The sequence below is a fragment of the Mycolicibacterium wolinskyi str. Jessa 2025 genome (assembly GCF_049241375.1).
GTDB classification, from domain to species: Bacteria; Actinomycetota; Actinomycetes; order Mycobacteriales; family Mycobacteriaceae; genus Mycobacterium; species Mycobacterium wolinskyi.
Genome location: NZ_CP185960.1, coordinates 5,960,681 through 5,980,557 on the forward strand (window position 1 = coordinate 5,960,681; position 19,877 = coordinate 5,980,557).

Annotated in this window: 20 protein-coding genes and 1 pseudogene; 3 read left to right on the forward strand and 18 right to left on the reverse strand. The window is 66.1% G+C overall.

The genetic code is table 11. From position 1 onward, the window contains the following. Positions 1-5: 5 nt before the first annotated feature. From ACOI2T_RS29565 to ACOI2T_RS29615, 11 genes are all read right to left on the reverse strand, one after another. Positions 6-1,526: a basic amino acid/polyamine antiporter gene (locus ACOI2T_RS29565; protein WP_409502107.1), complete on the reverse strand. Its 1,521-nt coding sequence runs from the start codon at positions 1,524-1,526 to the stop codon at positions 6-8. A 251-nt stretch (positions 1,527-1,777) separates the two neighbouring features. Further along, positions 1,778-2,614: an SHOCT domain-containing protein gene (locus ACOI2T_RS29570; RefSeq protein ID WP_409502108.1), complete on the reverse strand. Its 837-nt coding sequence runs from the start codon at positions 2,612-2,614 to the stop codon at positions 1,778-1,780. Positions 2,615-2,680: 66 nt separating this feature from the next. Continuing rightward, complete coding sequence (locus ACOI2T_RS29575) at positions 2,681-3,499, reverse strand: cutinase family protein (protein WP_409502109.1); 819 nt, start codon at positions 3,497-3,499, stop codon at positions 2,681-2,683. A gap of 93 nt (positions 3,500-3,592) precedes the next feature. Continuing rightward, positions 3,593-4,483 (reverse strand): hypothetical protein, encoded by an 891-nt coding sequence (locus ACOI2T_RS29580; protein WP_409502110.1) that lies wholly within the window; start codon positions 4,481-4,483, stop codon positions 3,593-3,595. Positions 4,484-4,732: 249 nt separating this feature from the next. Then, positions 4,733-5,923 carry an elongation factor Tu gene (tuf, locus tag ACOI2T_RS29585; RefSeq protein ID WP_067842055.1) on the reverse strand — a complete coding sequence of 397 codons (1,191 nt, stop codon included), beginning with the start codon at positions 5,921-5,923 and terminating at the stop codon, positions 4,733-4,735. 163 nt (positions 5,924-6,086) lie between these two features. Beyond that, positions 6,087-8,138 (reverse strand): elongation factor G, encoded by a 2,052-nt coding sequence (gene fusA / locus ACOI2T_RS29590; RefSeq protein ID WP_234817011.1) that lies wholly within the window; start codon positions 8,136-8,138, stop codon positions 6,087-6,089. A 125-nt stretch (positions 8,139-8,263) separates the two neighbouring features. Next, positions 8,264-8,734 (reverse strand): 30S ribosomal protein S7, encoded by a 471-nt coding sequence (rpsG, locus tag ACOI2T_RS29595; protein WP_036429170.1) that lies wholly within the window; start codon positions 8,732-8,734, stop codon positions 8,264-8,266. Continuing rightward, on the reverse strand, positions 8,734-9,108 hold the full coding sequence (rpsL, locus tag ACOI2T_RS29600) for a 30S ribosomal protein S12 (RefSeq protein WP_007167812.1): 375 nt from the start codon (positions 9,106-9,108) through the stop codon (positions 8,734-8,736). The genes rpsG and rpsL overlap by 1 nt, the downstream gene beginning before the upstream one ends. Before the next feature lie 279 nt (positions 9,109-9,387). After that, the gene (locus ACOI2T_RS29605; RefSeq protein WP_067842052.1) at positions 9,388-10,002 is read right to left on the reverse strand and encodes a TetR/AcrR family transcriptional regulator; all 615 of its coding nucleotides are present in this window, start codon (positions 10,000-10,002) and stop codon (positions 9,388-9,390) included. A gap of 86 nt (positions 10,003-10,088) precedes the next feature. Further along, positions 10,089-10,622: a DUF3558 domain-containing protein gene (locus ACOI2T_RS29610; protein ID WP_409502111.1), complete on the reverse strand. Its 534-nt coding sequence runs from the start codon at positions 10,620-10,622 to the stop codon at positions 10,089-10,091. 1 nt (position 10,623) lies between these two features. Beyond that, complete coding sequence (locus ACOI2T_RS29615; RefSeq protein ID WP_067842046.1) at positions 10,624-11,175, reverse strand: DUF3558 domain-containing protein; 552 nt, start codon at positions 11,173-11,175, stop codon at positions 10,624-10,626. Between the two features lie 203 nt (positions 11,176-11,378). On the opposite strand from ACOI2T_RS29615, the gene ACOI2T_RS29620 reads away from it, so the two are divergent. Both ACOI2T_RS29620 and ACOI2T_RS29625 read left to right on the forward strand, forming a co-directional pair. Continuing rightward, entirely contained in the window at positions 11,379-11,708 is a 330-nt protein-coding gene (locus tag ACOI2T_RS29620; RefSeq protein ID WP_409502362.1) for a DUF3060 domain-containing protein, read from the forward strand. Between the two features lie 20 nt (positions 11,709-11,728). Continuing rightward, positions 11,729-12,139, forward strand: a complete 411-nt coding sequence (locus tag ACOI2T_RS29625; RefSeq protein ID WP_085146487.1) for a DUF3060 domain-containing protein — start codon at positions 11,729-11,731, stop codon at positions 12,137-12,139. On the opposite strand, the gene ACOI2T_RS29630 is transcribed toward ACOI2T_RS29625, so the two are convergent. From ACOI2T_RS29630 to ACOI2T_RS29650, 5 genes are all read right to left on the reverse strand, one after another. Further along, entirely contained in the window at positions 12,136-12,903 is a 768-nt protein-coding gene (locus ACOI2T_RS29630) for a crotonase/enoyl-CoA hydratase family protein (protein WP_409502112.1), read from the reverse strand. The genes ACOI2T_RS29625 and ACOI2T_RS29630 overlap by 4 nt on opposite strands. Next, positions 12,900-13,613, reverse strand: a complete 714-nt coding sequence (locus ACOI2T_RS29635) for a PaaX family transcriptional regulator C-terminal domain-containing protein (protein ID WP_409502363.1) — start codon at positions 13,611-13,613, stop codon at positions 12,900-12,902. The genes ACOI2T_RS29630 and ACOI2T_RS29635 overlap by 4 nt, the downstream gene beginning before the upstream one ends. A gap of 19 nt (positions 13,614-13,632) precedes the next feature. Then, complete coding sequence (locus ACOI2T_RS29640) at positions 13,633-14,571, reverse strand: crotonase/enoyl-CoA hydratase family protein (protein ID WP_409502113.1); 939 nt, start codon at positions 14,569-14,571, stop codon at positions 13,633-13,635. Between the two features lie 88 nt (positions 14,572-14,659). After that, a complete protein-coding gene (locus ACOI2T_RS29645; RefSeq protein WP_409502114.1) occupies positions 14,660-16,288 on the reverse strand; it encodes an acyl-CoA dehydrogenase family protein in 1,629 nt (542 codons plus the stop codon). Between the two features lie 57 nt (positions 16,289-16,345). Beyond that, positions 16,346-17,518 carry a hypothetical protein gene (locus ACOI2T_RS29650; RefSeq protein WP_409502115.1) on the reverse strand — a complete coding sequence of 391 codons (1,173 nt, stop codon included), beginning with the start codon at positions 17,516-17,518 and terminating at the stop codon, positions 16,346-16,348. A gap of 118 nt (positions 17,519-17,636) precedes the next feature. Here ACOI2T_RS29650 and ACOI2T_RS29655 point away from each other — a divergent pair. Further along, positions 17,637-17,903 (forward strand): annotated as a pseudogene (locus ACOI2T_RS29655) (cupin domain-containing protein); the annotation flags it as partial. On the opposite strand, the gene ACOI2T_RS29660 reads toward ACOI2T_RS29655, so the two are convergent. Together ACOI2T_RS29660 and ACOI2T_RS29665 are read right to left on the reverse strand one after the other, a co-directional pair. Continuing rightward, positions 17,841-19,007 (reverse strand): phosphatase PAP2 family protein, encoded by a 1,167-nt coding sequence (locus ACOI2T_RS29660; RefSeq protein WP_409502364.1) that lies wholly within the window; start codon positions 19,005-19,007, stop codon positions 17,841-17,843. The pseudogene ACOI2T_RS29655 and the gene ACOI2T_RS29660 overlap by 63 nt on opposite strands. Before the next feature lie 90 nt (positions 19,008-19,097). Then, positions 19,098-19,850, reverse strand: a complete 753-nt coding sequence (locus ACOI2T_RS29665) for a deoxyribonuclease IV (RefSeq protein ID WP_409502116.1) — start codon at positions 19,848-19,850, stop codon at positions 19,098-19,100. Positions 19,851-19,877: the final 27 nt, after the last annotated feature.

A 19,877-nucleotide genomic window follows, 5' to 3' on the forward strand; every position in this document is an offset into this window, starting at 1 on the left:
TTCGATCACTTGACTCCGGTCGTCGATGCCGGGTCGGGCAGATGCACAAGTCCCGTCGGCTCCACCGGGTTCGGCAGATCTAGGTGCATCGCGCCGGTCGCCAGGCTCACCACGGCGGCGATCGCACCGATCACGATCGCGCCGAAGAGCAACGCCTCGGCGGGCCGGAATATGCGCAGGCCGCGCTCACGCCGCGCAATCACATAGAGCACCGCTCCCGGCGCATAGAGCAGACACGACAGCAGGAGGTGATCCAAACCTGCGGCGTAGAGCAGGAACAACGTATAGGCAGTCGCCACCGCGGCCACGATCATGTCGGGCACCAGCGATCGTCGATCGTCATATGTCTCCCGCGTGATGGTGAGCTTGAGCGCGTACGCCGCGGCCAACAGATACGGGACCAACGCCAGGGCCGCCGTCAGATCCAGCATGAAGTCCAGCGCGTTGGCGGTGAAGAGCACGAGGATGAGCAGCAGCTGCACCAAACCGGTCGCCATGATCAGCGCGGTGACCGGGGCGCCCTGAGAGTTGGTGCGCGTCAGGAACTTCGGCATGTCGTCGTTCTTGGCCGGGAGATACAGGATCTCGGCGGCCATCAACGTCCAGGCCAGGTACGCCCCCAGCACGGACAACAGCACCCCGATGCGAATGAACACCGAACCCCACGGCCCGACCACCGATTCCAGCACGGCCGCCATCGGCGGATCGTCGACCTGGCCCAGTTCCTCCTGCGGCATCACGCCGTACGAGCACAGCGTCACCAGCATGAACACCGCGAGCACGGACAGGAACCCGGTTACGGTGGCGCGCCCGACATGCTCACGCTTACGTGCGAACCGCGAGTAGACGCTGGCCCCTTCGATACCCATGAACACGAAAACCGTGATGAGCATCGTGCCTTTGGCTTGTTCGAACAGCGAATTCCACGAGTAGTTTCCGTCGCCGCCCCAGAAGTTCGCAGTGAACACGTCAGCTTGAAAGGCAATGACCGTGATGACGATAAATACCAGGATGGGAACGACTTTGGCGAACGTGGCGATCCGGTTGATGATCGCCGCCTCCTTGACGCCCCGGAGGATCAGAAAGCAGAACAGCCACACCCCGGCCGAGGCGATGAGCACTGCCAGCACCGTGTCGCCGGATCCGAGCGCGGGGAACAACGCACTCGCCGTCGCCATGATGAGCACCCAGTACGACGTGTTGCCCGCGCATGCCGAAGCCCAGAACCCGAAGGCGGAGTTGAAGCCCACGTAATCGCCGAAGCCGGCCTTGGCGTAGGCGTAGACACCCGCGTCGAGATCGGGCTTGCGATTGGCCAGTCGCTGAAAAACGAAAGCCAGCATCAACATTCCGGTTCCGGCGATCGTCCACGCGATCAACGCACCCGCGACACCGGATTCGGCACCGAATCGGCGCGGGAGCAGGAATACGCCCGACCCGATCATCGAGCCGATCACCATCGCCGTCAGTGTGGGCAGACTGACTTTGCCGTCGGCCTTCTCGGTCTGTTCCTCGGTGGCGGTCATGGCTCGTCTCCAACTCTGTGAGTAGGCAGCTTGACGATCTTGAACCTGATGTAACGGTAGTCCACGTTGCGCAACGGAGAAGCGATGTTGCCGAGGGCGTATGGCCGCGGTGCGCCGTCGGGGGCCGGACCGAATGCGTCAGCCAGTGATGACGGGCGGACCATGCGAGGTGCCGGCATTTCGGTCATTCAGCGTGTGCCTGCGATGAATTCAACCGCACGCTGCGACGTTACCACCGCCCGGTCGTAGGCTCAGAGATCGGCGATTATCTGTTGCCGCTTGGCGGTGTATTCGGCCTCGGTGATGGCACCCGTCGCACGCAATGTCTCGAGTTCCTGCAGGCGTTGCGCGGTCGAGGGCTCCGGCGGGGCCATGAAGGGCGCCGCGGCGGGCGCGGCCTGTGGTGCGGGTTGCGCCGCGGTCTTCTGGGCCGCCGCGCGCCTCACCACTGCCTGCACCTGTTCGCGCGCCGCGGGATTGGCGCGCAGATCGATCATGTTGTTCATTCCGATGTTGTGCGCCTTGAGGATCTGCAGGATCTCCATCAGGGGCTCGGTCTGGCCGGTGAGGTCATAAGTGGTGTTGTCTTCGGCCACCGAGAAGGTGGCGGGCATCAACCCGCTGACCAAACTGCTTCTGTCCCAGTCGATCCGATACTCGTGGGTGGTCGGATCGACGATGGCGACCAGCCGGCGGTTGGTGATCATCGGCAACCGAGTGACTGACGCGATCACCCGGTCCTGGGTGGCGAATGGCGCGATGCCTGGACCGGAGATCTGCAGATCGAGCTTCACCAGCGGTTGTTCGTTGATCCGCGTGTTGGTCTCCTGAATACCGGTGACCTGCGCGAGCGCCAGCACGCCCTGTTGTTCGAGCTGCTGGTTCTTGGCCGCGGTCTTCGAGCCGTAGGCCGTGATGGCCAGGGCGATCAACACGTCGACGGCGGTGATGAGCAGACCCGCCCAGAACATCCACTTCATCATGGGCTGAGCGCCGCTCACGAAGTAGATGGTCAGGAATATGGGACCGACGATCCCGCACAGCAGAACGAATGCCTGGATACGGACATACCGCCACAATGTGGACATCGCCTGCTCCCGTCGTCGCGCCCGGCGCAATCAGCGTAGCGTCGAGCGGCCGGTCAGGCGGTTTTATCAGGCGCCGGGCGGAACCATCTGGCTGCCCATGGCCGACCGCGACGCCAGCTGGTACAGCGTCCAGGTCCAGGGCAGCTGCCCGCCGCCGGCGGTGGCATAGCTCGTGTGGACGGCTATCGCGGCCGCCGTCACCTCTTCGGCCTCGGGATCGTAGTCGCACACGGCGTCACCGAGATTGCACACGCTGATCGTGCGGCTTGCGACCGACACGGGTAGCGCGGCCGGGGCATGAGCCAGGATCGGCCAGTCTTGGGCGACACCTTTGCCGGCGCCGGGAACGCCGGTGACGGAGCCGAGGTTGATGGTCGGGTCCGTCGGCAACCGGTCGCCGTCGGCGATCAGCAGTGCGGCGGCCAGATTGGGGCTCGTTGCGAGCGCGTGCAGATTGCGGTGGACGACCATCGCGCCCTGTGAGTAGCCGGCCAGCACCACCGAGGTGGCCGGGCACCGCTGGGTGAACGCCGCGTACTGGCTGCCCAGTGCGGCCACACCGGTGTCGACGCTGCCCATGAAGCCGCCCCAGCCCAGCAGGTCGCCGTCGGCCGGCACTTCGGTCGCCGGGTAGACGACCGCCTCAGCTGTCATGGTGCGGCCGTCTTGCTGGACCAGTCGGGAGAAATCCTGCAGGGATTGGTAGACCGGGCGCCCCATGCCGCCGTTGACCGCCGGATCGGTGCGCTCGCCGGAGCCGGCAACGCCGATCCAGTGCACGTCCGGGCATGTGGGATTCGCCGACGCCGTCGCCGCCGTCAGACCGATCAAAGCCGCACCTGCGATTGCTGCGGCGCTGACCAGTGCACTCAACCGTCGAAACATCAGCCGAACCCCCTACCCATGGTCTACGGGTCGTTCATCGCCACAACGGTCACATGCGTTACATCGACGCGCGGCCGACCGCGCGCCGGTGAATCAGAACGGCAGACCGACCGCGCGCGTGATGCTCGGCAGCTTGGCGAACGGGTCCTCGATCCGCGGCATCTGGGGCGGCGGCGGGAGCTGCGGCGGCGGGATCTTCGACCAATCGACCTGCGGCATCTGCGGCGGCGGAATCTTGGACAGGTCGACGTTCGGCGGCGGCAGCTTGGACCAGTCCACCTGCGGCGGAGGGGGCAGGCTCGGCAGACCGGTGCCCGCCGTGGCGGCCGGCCCGAGCATCAGCGCGGCAAGGCTGGTCGGCTGCGGTACGCCGGGATTCTGACGGCCGTTGCTCGACGCGATGATGATGTCGCCCAACACGTCCAGTGCCCCGCCGCCGACCCATCCCGCTGTGCCCGACACCGCGGCGATGACAGCGTCCGCGCTTGGGGCCGCATTCGCGGCGGCAAGACTCGGCGCCCAGGAGGCGTCCGGCCTGAACCCGGTGTCGAACCCGGGCCAAGAGATCGTGGGTGCCTGCGAATCTCCGGATGTCTCCGACGTCGAGGGAGAGCGGGGCGCGGTGGCTGTAGGCGGCTTGAACAGATCAGCGAGCCCGCCCGTCGAGCTTGCAGCCGGTGCCGCCGACGGGGCCGGCGCAGGAGCCGGCGTCGACGGCGGTGCGGGTGACGCCGCTTGAGGTGCGGGGGGATGCGCGGCCACCGGTTGGGCATGCGCGGCGGGCCCGGATGCGACCGCCGGGCTCGGGCTCTCGGGTGGCGCGGTGTCCGGCTGCTGTCCGGTGACCCAGATGAGCGCGCCGACCGCGACGACGGCGACAGTTGTCGAGATACCGGCAATGATCCGCGACGGACTGAGCTGGCCCTGAACCCGCTCGGCGAGCGTCGTCACCTCCGGGATCGGTTCGGTTACATCGACGTCCACCTGATACCTCGACTCGTAGCGATCAATTGCGCGGGCTACTACTTTTCGACAACGCTCCCCCGGCAAACTATCACCGCGGCAGGTGAAATGGGCGACTCCCTGGTAGTTGCGCACGCAAAATCCGCATGTCGCATCCCCCGAACGTGAGCCGAATCACGTCGTCACCAAAAACAAAGCGGCGCCCACCCTTTCGGGTGGGCGCCGCAATGATGGCGTCAGATCAACTACTTGTTGATCACGTAGGCGAGCCTACTTGTTGATCTTCGTAACCCGGCCGGCGCCGACGGTACGGCCGCCCTCGCGGATCGCGAAGCGCAGGCCCTCGTCCATGGCGACGGGCTGGATCAGCTTGACGGAGATGTCGGTGTTGTCACCGGGCATAACCATCTCGGTGCCCTCCGGCAGCGTCACCACACCGGTCACGTCGGTGGTGCGGAAGTAGAACTGCGGACGGTAGTTGTTGAAGAACGGCGTGTGGCGGCCGCCCTCGTCCTTGGACAGGATGTAGACCTGGCCCTCGAACTCGGTGTGCGGGGTGGTGGTGCCGGGCTTGACCACAACCTGGCCACGCTCGACGTCCTCACGCTTGATGCCGCGCAGCAGCAGACCGACGTTGTCACCGGCCTGGCCCTGATCGAGCAGCTTGCGGAACATCTCGACACCGGTGACCGTGGTCTTGGTGGTGTCGGGGCGGATGCCGACGATCTCGACTTCCTCGTTCACGTTGATGATGCCGCGCTCGACGCGACCGGTGACCACGGTGCCGCGGCCGGTGATCGTGAAGACGTCCTCGACGGGCATCAGGAACGGCTTGTCGGTCTCACGAACCGGATCCGGGATCGACTCGTCGACCGCGTCCATCAGGTCCTCGACCGACTTGACCCACTTCTCGTCGCCTTCCAGCGCCTTGAGCGCCGAAACCCGCACGACCGGGGCTTCCTCGTCGAAGTCCTGAGCGGCCAGCAGCTCGCGGACCTCCATCTCGACGAGCTCGATGAGCTCCTCGTCATCCACCGCGTCCGACTTGTTCAGCGCGACCAGGATGTAGGGCACACCCACCTGGCGGGCCAGCAGCACGTGCTCGCGGGTCTGCGGCATCGGGCCGTCGGTAGCGGCGACCACCAGGATCGCGCCGTCCATCTGGGCGGCACCGGTGATCATGTTCTTGATGTAGTCGGCGTGGCCGGGAGCGTCCACGTGAGCGTAGTGCCGCTTCTCGGTCTGGTACTCGACGTGCGAGATGTTGATCGTGATGCCGCGCTGACGCTCTTCAGGCGCATTGTCGATCTGGTCGAATGCGCGCGATTCGTTCAACTCCGGGTACTTGTCATGCAGAACCTTGGTGATTGCTGCAGTGAGCGTGGTCTTGCCGTGGTCAACGTGACCGATGGTCCCGATGTTGACGTGCGGCTTCGTCCGCTCGAACTTCGCCTTCGCCACTGTGGTGTCCTCCTGGACTTGTTGGTGCTTTTTCTAAAGCAGTGTTGATGTGTTCAGTTGTGTGGTCCCGACGACCGCCGACCTACTGGCCGGTGGCCTTCGCGCGCTCATTGCTCGGCTCCGGCTCAGTGTCGCGCCTCGGCCGCAAGCGGCCATCGATGCTCTACTGACCCGTCGCCTTCGCGATGATCTCCTTCGACACGTTCGCCGGAACCTCGGCGTACGAATCGAACACCATGGAGTAGTTCGCCCGGCCCTGGGTCTTCGACCGGAGGTCGCCGACGTAGCCGAACATCTCCGACAGCGGAACCTGCGCCTTGACGACGCGCGCACCGCTTCGCTCCTCCATGGCCTGGATCTGACCACGGCGGGAGTTCAAGTCGCCGATCACGTCACCCATGTAGTCCTCGGGCGTCGTGACCTCGACAGCCATGATGGGCTCCAGGATCACCGGCTGAGCGGCCTGCGCGGCCTTCTTCAGCACCTGCGAACCTGCCACCTTGAACGCCATTTCCGAGGAGTCGACCTCGTGGTAGGCGCCGTCGAGCAGCGTCACCTTCAGGTTCACCAGCGGGTAGCCGGCCAGCACGCCGTACTGCATGGCGTCCTGCGCACCGGCATCCACCGACGGGATGTACTCACGCGGGATGCGGCCACCGGTGACCTTGTTCTCGAACTCGTAGGTCGCACCGTCCTCGCCGACGAACGGCTCGAGGTTGATGATGACCTTCGCGAACTGGCCCGAGCCACCCGTCTGCTTCTTGTGGGTGTACTCGACGTTCTGCACGGCACGGCGGATGGTCTCGCGGTAAGCCACCTGCGGCTTGCCGACGTTGGCCTCGACCTTGAACTCGCGACGCATCCGGTCGACCAGGATGTCCAGGTGAAGCTCGCCCATACCGCCGATGACGGTCTGGCCGGTCTCCTGGTCCAGGTGAACCTTGAAGGTCGGATCCTCTTCGGCCAGCTTCTGGATCGCCGTACCGAGCTTTTCCTGGTCGCTCTTGGTCTTGGGCTCGATGGCCACCTCGATCACGGGATCGGGGAAGGTCATCGACTCCAGCACGATCTGCTCGTTGGCGTCGCTCAGGGTGTCACCCGTGGTGGTGTCCTTCAGACCGATCACGGCGTAGATGTGACCGGCGGACGCCCGCTCGACCGGGTTCTCCTTGTTGGCGTGCATCTGGAACAGCTTGCCCAGCCGCTCCTTCTTGCCCTTGGTGGAGTTGACCACCTGCGAGCCGGACTCGACGGTGCCCGAGTACACGCGGACGTAGGTCAGCTTGCCGAAGAACGGGTGCACCGCGATCTTGAACGCCAGCGCCGAGAAAGGCTCGTCGGTGGACGGCTTGCGGCTGATGATCTCGTCCTCTTTGCCGGGGACGTGCCCCTGCACGGACTCGACGTCCAGCGGCGACGGCAGGTAATCGATGACCGCGTCGAGCATGGGCTGCACGCCCTTGTTCTTGAACGCGCTGCCGCACAGGACCGGGTACAGCTCGCTGGCCACGGTCAGCTTGCGGATGGCGGTCTTGATCTCGTCGATCGAGAGCTCTTCGCCACCGAGGTACTTCTCCAGCAGCGCCTCGTCGGTCTCGGCGACCGTCTCGATGAGCTTGGTGCGGTACTCCTCGGCCTTGTCGGCGAGATCGGCCGGGATTTCCTCGACCTCGTACTTCTCACCGAGCGCGGTCTCGCCACGCCACACCTTGGCCTTCATCTCGACCAGGTCGATGATGCCGATGAAGTCGTTCTCCGCGCCGATCGGCAGCTGGATCACCAGAGGCTTGGCGCCGAGGCGCTCCTCGATGGTGCGCACGGTGAAGTAGAAGTCCGCACCGAGCTTGTCCATCTTGTTGACGAAGCAGATTCGCGGCACGTCGTACTTGTCGGCCTGACGCCACACCTGCTCGGACTGGGGCTCGACGCCCTCCTTGCCGTCGAAGACGGCGACCGCACCGTCGAGGACCCGCAGGGACCGCTCCACCTCGACGGTGAAGTCGACGTGCCCGGGGGTGTCGATGATGTTGATCTGGTTCTGGTTCCAGAAGCACGTCACGGCGGCGGAGGTGATGGTGATACCCCGCTCCTGCTCCTGCTCCATCCAGTCGGTCGTGGAGGCACCGTCGTGCGTCTCACCGATCTTGTAGTTCACACCGGTGTAGTAGAGGATGCGCTCGGTCGTCGTCGTTTTACCGGCGTCGATGTGCGCCATGATGCCGATGTTGCGGACCTTGTGCAGGTCAGTCAGCACGTCCTGTGCCACGGAAGTCTTCCCACTCTTTCGCTTGAATATTTGTTGGTGTTACGCCCGCGGCAGCACTGCAACGGGCGTCGAGATCACCAGCGGTAGTGCGCGAAGGCCCGGTTCGCTTCGGCCATCTTGTGGGTGTCCTCACGCCGCTTGACGGAGGCACCAAGGCCATTGCTGGCGTCCAGGATCTCATTGGCAAGACGCTCGACCATGGTCTTCTCCCGGCGCTGCCGCGAGAAGCTCACCAGCCAGCGCAGGGCCAGCGTGGTGGAACGATCGGGGCGAACCTCGACGGGAACCTGGTAGGTCGCGCCACCGACGCGACGGCTGCGCACCTCGAGGGCGGGCTTCACATTGTCGAGCGCGCGCTTGAGGGTGACCACCGGATCGGTGCCGGTCTTGTCGCGGGCCTGCTCGAGCGCACCATAAACAATGCGCTCAGCCAGCGATTTCTTCCCCTGCAGAAGAACCTTGTTCACCAGCTGGGTGACCAGCTGCGACCCGTAGACCGGGTCGTTGACCAACGGACGCTTGGGCGCCGGTCCCTTGCGCGGCATTAGCTCTTCTCCTTCTTCGCGCCATAGCGGCTGCGGGCCTGCTTGCGGTTCTTGACGCCCTGGGTGTCGAGCGAACCGCGAATGATCTTGTAGCGGACACCGGGCAGGTCCTTCACACGACCGCCACGCACCAGCACCATCGAGTGCTCCTGCAGGTTGTGACCCTCGCCCGGGATGTAGGCGGTCACCTCCACCTGGCTGGTCAGCTTCACGCGCGCGACCTTGCGAAGTGCCGAGTTCGGCTTCTTCGGCGTGGTGGTGTACACGCGGGTGCACACGCCGCGACGCTGCGGGCTGCCCTTGAGGGCCGCGGTCTTCACCTTGGCGATCTTGTCGCGGCGGCCCTTACGGACCAGCTGCTGGATGGTTGGCATGTACCGGCTTTCTCTGTGTTGCTTGTGTTGCTCGTTCTTTTTAAGTCTCTGTACTGCAGTTACGCCCCAGACGTGTACCCCGCGTCCGGGCGTGTCGCACGCGCCCGCACCGGCGGAATTCCGATGCGTGTTAGACATGCGAATTGGCCCGGCGTGCGGGCACGCTTGCGAAACTCCTCAGCCGCATGCGCCTTTCCGGCCAGGCACGATCCACCACAATACCAGGGCCGACCGCGCCGAAACAAACTCGTGCGCAGTCGTCTAATCGCAGGTCAGAGCCTACGGCTGTCGACGCTCCATCCCGGAGGCCAATCGCAGCAGCATGTCGGTGAAAACCGCATCGGTGTCAATATCGTCCATCACGCCGGTCATTTCCAGCAGGACGAAGCCGTGCAGCGCCGACCAGAACTCGAGCGCCGCGTAGAACGCGTCCTCGCCTTCCAGGCCGTAGGACGCCAGGACGGCGATGACCGGGCCCGCCGCGGCTTTGGTCGCCGCCGAGTACTCGGGATCGTCGCCACCGAACGGCATCCGGGTGAAGGCCGAGTAGCGGCCCGGGTGGTGATGGGCATAGCTGCGATAGGCGCTGGCCATCGCCATGACGGCATCGTCGCGCGTCCGGCCCTGGCCCACGGTGTTGAGCATCTCGATGATGTCGTCGACCACGCGCATCCGGACCGTGCGGCGCAGGTCTTCGAGGCTGTGCACATGGTTGTACAGCGACGGCCCCTTGGTGCCGAGCTGGCTGGCCAGCGCGTTGATGGTCAGCGCGTCCCAGCCCTCCCGGTCCAGAAAGGTCAGCGCAGCGTTGACGATCGAGTCGCGGCTGAGCCTCGTGGTCCTGGCCGATCGCGACCGGCCGCCCGCCGTCTGCGGCTCCGGCCGAACTGACATGTGCGCACTACCTTTGGGTCGAGGTTGCGACCCTGGTGCGGGTCGCCGTGAAACTCTAGTCCCTCCAGTCCGAAGAACCCGGCAGGTCAGTTCACTCGGTCCTGGCTGAGTTGGGCGAGCTGCTCGGTGATCGCGCACAGATCCGGCAGCACGGCCGGGTTCATCGTCTGGATCGACCAGGTGATGACGTCGCCACCCTTGGCCACATAGATGCTGCAGACATTGGCGTCGGCCGCCTTGAACCCCTTGTTGCCGTCGATCGAGAGTTCGGTCAGCGTCCGGCCGGCCCGCTGCTCCAACGACCGCTCGGTGTCCATGTCACTGCCGCGGTACCACCACGTCGAGATGCCCATGCCCGCGCCGAACGTGCCCAGCACGGTGTTCTCCTGCCAGAAGCAGCCCGAGTCGCTGACCACGACTCTCGTGAACATCGACGAGCCGACGGCGTTGCGGACATCGTCGTCGGTGACCCCGTTGCAGTCCGCACTCTGAAATCCCCCGCCTGATGGCGCCGGCGGGGCCGGGGTGTCCGGCGCGTCGGGCGAACCGCACCCGGCGAGCAGTGCGGCGCCTGCGGCGAGGCCGGCGACGAGTCTGGCTGGTAACGCACGACCGGGCACGTCAGAGTTCCGACTGCAGCGTTCGGGACAACAGTTTCTCGGCGTCCTTGCACGGATCGCCGGTGTTCTGACCACGCAGCTGCACCCACCAGCTGAGCACGCCGGGGCCGGCCGCCGCGGTGGCCGAGCACGCCGCGCCGGTCACGTCGCGCCTGGCGAGGAAGGCCTGATGACGTTCGACGACGGTGTCGGTGATCTGCGCGTCACGCTCCTCGGCCACCGTGCGCTCCCGCTGCAGGGTTCCAGTCTCGAACCACGAGAAGATGACGTCGAGCATCGCCGGCGGGCCGTCGGGTGCGCCTTTGCGGGACAGGACGTACTGGCAGACCGCGCCGCTGTAGGGGCGCACCACATTGTCGGCGGCGAGGATCTCCTGCACCGTGCTGTCGACCAGAAGCCCGCACCGGTCGTCGACATAGCCGTAGCTTCGGTTCGGGTCGGAAGGGTCGGGCTGTGCGCGTTGCGCCGTCCCCGAGATCGTCTGCGAGCACGCCGCGGCCGTCACCACGGCTGTGACCGCGATGGCAGCAGCCTCGATAACACGCCGGTACATCGGAGAACACGCTACCGAGCACCGGCAACTCCCGCGACCGATCAGCGCCTGCCGGCCGAACTCGCGAACAGTTGCCGTGACGCCGACGCCGCCACGTACTCTTCAAACCAGCGGATCGGAAGGGGAACACCGTGCATTGGAGACCGCGTCGGCGCGCGAGCTTGACCACCGCGAGCCGGACACTCGCCGCCTGCCTCATCGCCATGCCGGCCGTGCTGGCCGTCGGCACGCCCACCGCGGCAGCCAAGAACGGCGACACCCACGTCACGGGCCAGGGCATCGAGCAGACGATCGATTGCAACAACTCCACCCTGTTCGTCAACGGCACGGGCAACCAGGTCAACGCGCTGGGAACGTGCTGGGCGGTGACTGTGCAGGGGTCGTCCAACGTGGTGATCGCCGACAACGTGATCAACGACATCACGGTGTACGGCTGGGATCAGACCGTGTTCTTCAAGAACGGTGCGCCGGTGTTGGTCGACCGCGGCCGCGAACTGGGTATGACGAACCGACTCGATCGCGTACCCGCCTGAGTAAGGAAGCAAGGGAGTACATGCGCGCCCACATGACGAAAATCCTCGGCACCGCCGCTGCCGCCGTCGCCGTATTCGGCTTGGCGGCCTGCGGTTCGGAGAGTCAGGACACCACGAGCCCGTCGGCGACGGCCGGCTCCTCGGGGCTCAACGTCGAGGTCGGCAACACGATCAACTACATGTCCGTCGGCACCACCGCAGACATCGACTGCGCCGACGGCAAGTCGCTGACGGTCGGCGGGGCGAACAACACGCTGACCGTCAAGGGCACGTGCGCCAACGTCAACATCGGCGGGTCCGACAACAAGATCAACTTCGAGAAGATCGACAAGGACCTCACGGTCGTCGGGCTCAACAACACCATCACCTACCGCGACGGCGACCCCAAGGTCACCAACACCGGCAGCGGCAATTCCGTCAGCAAGGGTTAGACCGCACTCGCCCCGTGCCTGCCGGCCCCCGCCGCGAAGCGTTTGGCCCCGGCCAGCGACTCCTCGGCCACCCGTGAAATGCTCGCGAACTCGAAATCCATTGCCGTCTCTTCCGATTCGCCCCACTGATGCAGTGCCGAGAGACGGTCGGCGCGCATGCACTGCTGCGGCAACCGGGCGAGTTGAGCGGCCAACTCCTCGGCGGCCGCCCGGGCCTGCCCCTTCGGCACCACCCGATTGGCCAGCCCGATGGCGTGCGCCTCGGCGGCGTCGACGGCACGTCCGGTGAGGATCAGGTCCATGGCGCGGCTCTGACCGATCAGCCGTGGCAGCCGCACCGTCCCCCCGTCGATGAGCGGCACGCCCCAGCGGCGACAGAACACGCCCATCACGGCGTCCTCCTCGACGACCCGGAGATCGCACCACAACGCGAGCTCCAGTCCTCCGGCCACCGCATGGCCGCTCACCGCGGCAATCACCGGCTTGGACAACACCATCCGGCTCGGCCCCATCGGCCCCGGCCCGGTGCGGTGCACCTGGTTGGCCTCGGGGGTGCCGAAAGCCTTCAGATCGGCCCCGGCACAAAATGTTCCACCCGCGCCGGTCAACACCGCGACCGACGCCGAGTCGTCGGCATCGAACTCCTCGAACGCCGCGAACAACGCCGCCGCGGTGGGCCCGTTGACCGCATTGCGGGCATGCGGACGGTCGATGATGACGGTGGTCACCGCACCATTGCGTTCGATCCGGACGGGTTCGGTCACGTCGCCTCCATCAGTTCTGTGCGGTCGCGCCGCGCGACGAGTTCGGCGGCGAAGTCCTTATAAGCCTTGCGCAGTGCGGTGCCCGGCCAATCGGCCGGCAACAGTTCGCCCGGCAGCACCGGATCGGTGAGCAGATGGCGCACGATGCCGGCCGCGGCCTGGAATCGGCCGGGAACATCCGTGGCCGAAGACATCTCGTCGAGCAGGCGGCCCGCGGTGCCGGTCCAGTCGGGCAGGTCCCACAATGTCGCGGCGAGTTCCGCGGGCTCGTCATCGCGCGTGTGCAAAACGCGTACCCGATCGGTGATCTCGGTTGGCAACACCTGGTCGAGGTTGTCGGGCCGCATCCACACGCCTTCGCGCAGTTCGGCGAACCGGCACTGCTGCAGCGTGTTCCGCAGTGACGCCCGGGTGCGCGCGTCGGTGCCCACACTGGTGATCACGAGAGTCAGCCAACTGCCGTCGTACGCACGCAGTTTGGGATCGATCGCGTCGTCCTGCCTGCGCTGCCGGGCCAGCAGCCGGTCCGAGAGGCGGTATCCGTCCGCCGAGCGCACCAGGTCACCCGCGCTCACCATTCGCGTCAATGCGACCCGCAGAGTCGGTTCGCGGATGTCGAAATCCGCTGTCAGCTGGACGAGTTCGGCCGCGCTCGCCCAGGCCGGGTGCGCACCGAGCAGCACGCTCAGCACGACCGAACGGGCCGTCATCCGGTTGAGCGCGGCCACCTCACACCCCGGATGTCTTACGTCCGTAGTCACCCAGCGGCTCGTCGCGGTGACGCACCGCCTCTCGGAATCCGTGTTCGCGGGCGTCGGCGACGAACGCGTGCCCTTCGGGGGTGTGCCGCGCGATGCCGTCGAACACCGTGCTGACCATCTGGCTGGTCGCCACACCTTGCTGTAGCAATGCCGAATTGCATGCCAGCTTGGCCATGATGAGCTGGTTGACCGGCATCGCCGCGATACGGGCGACGAGGCGTTCGGTGCGTTCGTCGAGGTCTTCCGGCTCCGGCGCCTCGACGGCCAGCCCCCATTCGGCCGCCTGTGCGCCGGTGATGCAATCTCCGGTGAACAGAAGCCTTTTCGCGCGCTGATCCCCCAGCCGGTGTGCCCACAATCCGGCGGCGGGCACGCCCCACACCCGCATCGGCGGATAGCCGATCTTGGCGTCGGCGGCCGCGATCACCTGGTCGGCGTGCAAGGCGATGTCGGTGCCGCCCGCCACGCAGTACCCGTGGATCTTGACCACGGTCGGCTTGTCGGCGTGCATCAGGCTGGAGAAGCCGCGCACGAACCGGCTCATCATCTGGTAGTCGATCATCGGATCCCACGGCTGATCCGGCAGGTGGTTGATCGCCTGGGTCTTGCCTGACAGCACGGTGTCCTGATACGGACTCCCCCCACCCGCCGACGACGAACCTTCCGCGTATGCGCCGAGATCGAAACCGGCACAGAACCCTTCGCCCCGGCCGGAGACCAGGATGACATGCACGTTGGGGTCCAGGTCCGCACGTTCGACGAGCGCCGAAAGCTCCAACGGCGTGTCGGCGACGATCGCATTGCCCTTGTCGGGCCGGTTGAACGTGATGCGGGCGACCCGGTCGGTCACCTCATACGTCATCGTTTTGAGGTTGTCGAAGTCCACCGGTCTGATCGCGTGTGTCATGCGCGGCCCCTTCCCCAGCGCGAGCAGACGTGAAAGCCCCCTGAAACGGGCATTTTCGGGTACCTACGTGTCTGTTCGGCGAGACTGGTCATCCCTTCACCAACGCACGCTCGATGATCGGCGCGAGATCCAGCCCGGTGGGCAGGGTGCCGAACGCGCCACCCCACTGGCCGCCGAGCCGGCTGGCCAGGAACGCCTCGGCGACCGCCGGATGTCCGTGGCGCACCAGCAGCGAACCCTGGAGTGCGAGCGAAATGTCCTCGGCGACCTTGCGGGCGCGGTACTGGATGGTCTCCAGCTCACCCAGGTCGGACTGCAGCGTGGCGACATGTGCGTCCAGCCGGGGATCGTGGCCGCCGGTCTTGGCCAGCTCGTCGAACAACACCTCGACGCATTCGGGCCGGGTCACCATGGCGCGCAGGGTGTCCAGCGCGCTCACGTTGCCGGATCCTTCCCAGATGCCCATGAGTGGCGCTTCGCGGTACAGCCGCGGCATACCGGAGTCCTCGACATAACCGTTGCCGCCCAGGCATTCCATGGCTTCCGCGGCGTGCGGCGTCGCGCGCTTGCACACCCAGTACTTGCCGGCGGCCAGACCGATCCGGCGCAGCAGCGTCTCGCGCTCATCGCCGCGGACCGCCTTGTCGGTGGCCCCGGCCATGCGCATGGCGAGCATCGTGGCGGCCTCGGCTTCGACCGCGAGATCGGCCAGCACGTTGCGCATGAGCGGCTGGTCGATCAGATAGGCGCCGAACGCTTTCCGGTGCTGGGCGTGGTGCACGGCCCGACTGAGGCCGGTACGCATACTCGTGGCGCTGCCCAGCGTGCAATCGAGCCGCGTCAGGTTGACCATCTCGATGATGGTGGGCACGCCGCGCCCCTCCTCACCGACCAACCATGCTGTGGCGCCGTCGTATTCGACTTCGCTCGACGCGTTGGCGTGGTTGCCGAGCTTGTCCTTGAGGCGTTGCAGGAACATGCGGTTGCGGCTGCCGTCGGGCAGGATCCGCGGCAGGAAGAAACAGCTCAGACCACCCGGTGCCTGTGCGAGCACGAGGAAGATGTCACACATCGGGGCGGATGTGAACCACTTGTGCCCGGTGAGCGAGTAGCTGCCATCGGCATTCGGCGTGGCCTGCGTCGTGCCCGCGCGCACGTCGGAACCGCCTTGCTTCTCGGTCATCGACATGCCCGCGGTGATGCCGGCTTTCGTCGTCGCGAGCTTGAGTTCGGGGTCGTAGACGCGGCTGGTCAGCAACGGCTCATAGATCGACGACAGCTCCGGGTTGAACCGCAGTGCGGGAACGACCGCGTAGGTCATCGAGATCGGGCAGACATGGCCGGGTTCGACCGTCCACACCGACGTCTTCGCCGCGCGCACGACGTGCGAACCGGCGCGGTCGTCGGCCCACGGTGCCCCATGCAGCCCGTGGCCGATCGCCACGTTCATCAACTCGTGATAGGCGGGGTCATATTCGACCTCGTCGACGCGGTGACCGTACCGGTCGTGCGTATGCAAGACCGGCTGGTTCCGGTCGGCGAGCTCACCCCAGCGCTGGGCCTGCCTGCTGCCCGACAGCGCACCGAGCGCGTTCACCTCGTCGAGGCCCCACTCACCGCCCTCGCGGATGAGGGCCTCGGTGAGCACCGGCGAGGTGGCCGGGTTGTAGTCCTCAAGTGTCGGTACCTGATTGGTGACGACGTGCGTATCAGCCATGCGCCCAGTGTTACAGTTTTTCGACAACTGCACAATAGTTGTAATAGGCGCCTTGGGTCAGGCCCGCGCGTGTTTGTGGTCCGGCGCGGGGCTGTCCTCGGTGGAGCGCACGCTGTTCAGCACGGTCTGGCCCTGTTGGTCGATGAGCCTCGTGAAGATCTGCTGCGCATACCCGAACACCAACGCCCACGCGAGAATCTGAGCGGGCGTATCCAAGGCGTTCAATCCTGGGACGAACTGACCGCGCATCAACAGGATCCCCAGCACGGCCGTCAGCGCCCCGGTCGGAAGCTTGAGCGCAGCCAACGCGACCGGGATGCCATAGCGCTCCGACGAGCCCTTGACATGGCTGAGCGTGGCGGCCGACGCGATCGCCGCCGCGACCAGCCCGACGAGTGCGACGACCGTCAGATCCCACTTGCCGGCGGTCTCGGCGACCTTGGCACCCGTCTCGATCGCTCCTTCGTCGGGCGGATCCACACCAGCCCGAACCGGTGCGAACGGCACTGACTCCGCGGTCGGGCACACGACCGTCACCTCGTTGGCGTCCTCCGGGGCGAAGCACAGCGGAATCAACTTCGGGTCGTTGTAGCCGATGATCGCGAGCGCGATGACCAGAACCGTCAACACCAGCGTCGTGCTGACCACGATGTTGCGGAAGCTGCGCAGCCGCACGTTCTCCCGTAACGCTTCCGAGCTCGCCGCCCGGACGGTGGAGACGATCGTGTCCCGCTCCTGCTCGACCACCGGCGCAATGGACCCGCGGTCGGTCGTGATGAGGGTCTTGGCGAGCCGCTCCATCGCCTGGCGGCCCGGATCGCTCGACCGGAGATGACGCTGCACATGCCTCAGCAGTGAAGGGAGCTGCCCGGCCAGATACGAGGGCGGGGCGAGATTGAGCAGCTGCGCCTCGGCCGCGTCGAGGTTGCTCATCGCACGTTCGAGCAGTGGACCGTTGCGGGACAACCGGATTCGCTTGCCGAGTTCGGGCCGCTTACCGCCCGCCGCGTCGCGAGCCGCGTCCAGGTGACTCTTGATCGCCCTCGAGAGCGAACCTCCGACGTCCCGCGCATTGCCCAGTGCAAGGTAGTCGACCAACGTCTCGAGTTCGTAGGCCCGCGTCAGGGTGCCTTCGCGCCAGGCCACCCACACCGGACCTCCGACGGGTCTGACGGCATCGATGGCGGGCATGCGGGACGGTGACTCGGGTGGCGCCTCCGTGATGGTCACGTTGCCTCCTCACCTGGCCAGGCTGATAGACGGAAGCGTAAGTTTCGCCGACCGTCGTCAGCGCGAGTAGTCGACTACTCGATTCGGCCGGACGTCGCGCCCTCCGCATACTGATCCGATGAATCCGAACACCCTCGTGCCGGCCGCCGATCTCGACCTGACTCTCGAGCCGGTGCCTGCCGATCAATCGGTCAGCGGCGCGCCGCAGACAGGCGCGGTGGCGCTCGACGAGTTCGGCGACCTGGAGATCGGCGTGTGGGAGATGACGCCCGGGGTGATGACCGACGTGGAAGCCGACGAGGTGTTCGTCGTGCTGTCCGGATCAGGCTCGGTCGAGTTCGCCGACGGCAGCCCGGCCATGCAGCTCGGCCCCGGCAGCCTCGTCCGCCTGAAGGCCGGCACCAGCACGGTCTGGACCGTCACCGAGACCCTCCGCAAGATCTACCTGACCGGCGCGTGACCGGCGCCGCGCGTCGAACCGGTTCAGCGCGAACACCACCACGGCCGCCAAGGCCCAGCCCAGCAGGATGTCGATGACGTAATGCTCGGCGGTGTAGACGAGCGTGAACGCCATGATGAGCGGATAAGCCACAAGCAACGGCCGCCACTTGCGGTGCACGCGGTGCCACAAGAACGCGGCGACCGCCGCGGTGAGGCCCGCGTGCAGCGACGGTATGGCGGCCACCAGGTTGACGCTCGCCTGCCCCTGATCGATCAGCGCGGTCGCCGAGTGCAGGTTCAGCTTGCCCCAGCCGCGGGCGACGATTCGTTCGATCCAGTCGTTGGCGCCGTCCTGACTGCTCTGCATGGCCCCGAGCAGACCACCGTCGGAAACCTCGCGCGCCGAACGGAACATGCACCGCGGTCCCGATGGCCCGCCGTCGACGTCGGCCGAGGTGCAGCGGGCCGCCGCCCACGGCGGGGCGGCAGGCAACAGTGCGTAGATCGCCAGGGCCGCGAACGACAAACCGACGAACAGCCGCACGAATCGCTTCCACTCGTCGCGGTCGCGCAGCCACAGCACCCCCGCCACGACGTACGGCAGGATGAAGAACGACATGTAGACGGTGCTGATCACCACTTCCCACCACGGCGGATGCGGCAGCTTGAGGCGTTCCTGCAACCAGACCGTTGGCACCGTTCCGAAGAACAACCAGCGATCCGCGTCGACCTGCCACTGCCACAACGTGGGCCGGCCGATCAGCGTCGCCGCACCTCTGCTCAGGTCGTAGGCGACCAGCACCAACGCAAACGGCAGCCAGTCCCGGATGACGTAGAGCATGCGTCTGCCCTGACCGATGCTCGCCGCCAGCAGACCGGTGCTGATGTAGAGCAGCAACAGCTCTCGGTTGAAGGCGAAACCATCGGTGATCGTGCGATATACGACAACAGAAGCCCAAACGGCGATCGCGGTATAGCGCAGGATGCGAAGCCTGCGCGTTCGCCGGTCGTTGTCGTCTACGGAGGGTTCGGCCTCCGACGGGGCGATTGACGGCTTCTCGTCAATCGTGGACACACACTTGAGCCTAGTTCACCTACGTGTCACCCGTCGTTCGGCCGGTGTTCCGGACGGCGAAGCTCAGCTCGCGTGCTCCCGGAGGAACGCGATGTCGTCCTTGCGGCCTTCCTCGGCGGTCTCGCAGATCACCGGCGCGTCGGCGGCCTTGACCACCGCGGCGAGCAGCTGCGGATCGATCTGCCCGGCGCCGAAATTGGCGTGCCGGTCCGCACCCGAACCCGCCGCGTCCCGCGAATCGTTGCAGTGCACGAGGTCGATGCGGCCCGTGATGGCCTTGATGCGTTCGACGGCGTCGATCAACGCCTCACCCGCTGCCCACGCGTGGCACGTGTCCAGGCAGAAGCCGATTCCCTTGTCGCCGATGTGATCCCACAACCGGGCGATCGTGTCGAAGTGCCGGGCCATCGCGTGATCGCCGCCCGCGGTGTTCTCCAGATAGACCGGCACGTCGGTGTTGAGCGCGTCGAGCGCCTTCACCCAGCGGACGAACCCGGCCTCCATGTCGTTGTCGTCGGCATGGCCGCCGTGCACGATGACCGCGGTGGCGTTGATCTCGGCGGCAGCGTCGCACGTGTCCTGCAGGATCTTGCGGGACGGGATCCGGACGCGGTTGTTGGCCGACGCGACATTGATCAAGTACGGCGCGTGCACATACAGCGGCACGGTCGAAGCCTTGAGCACCTCGGCGTCTTCACGAGGCTTGGGCTTCTTCCAGCTCTGCGGGTTGCCGAGAAAGAACTGCACGACGTCGGCGCCGTCAGCAGCGGCTGCGGCCAGCGGGTCGGTGTTGTCTACATGCGAACCAATGAGCACGCGGCCAGTCTAGTGAGACCGTGCGAC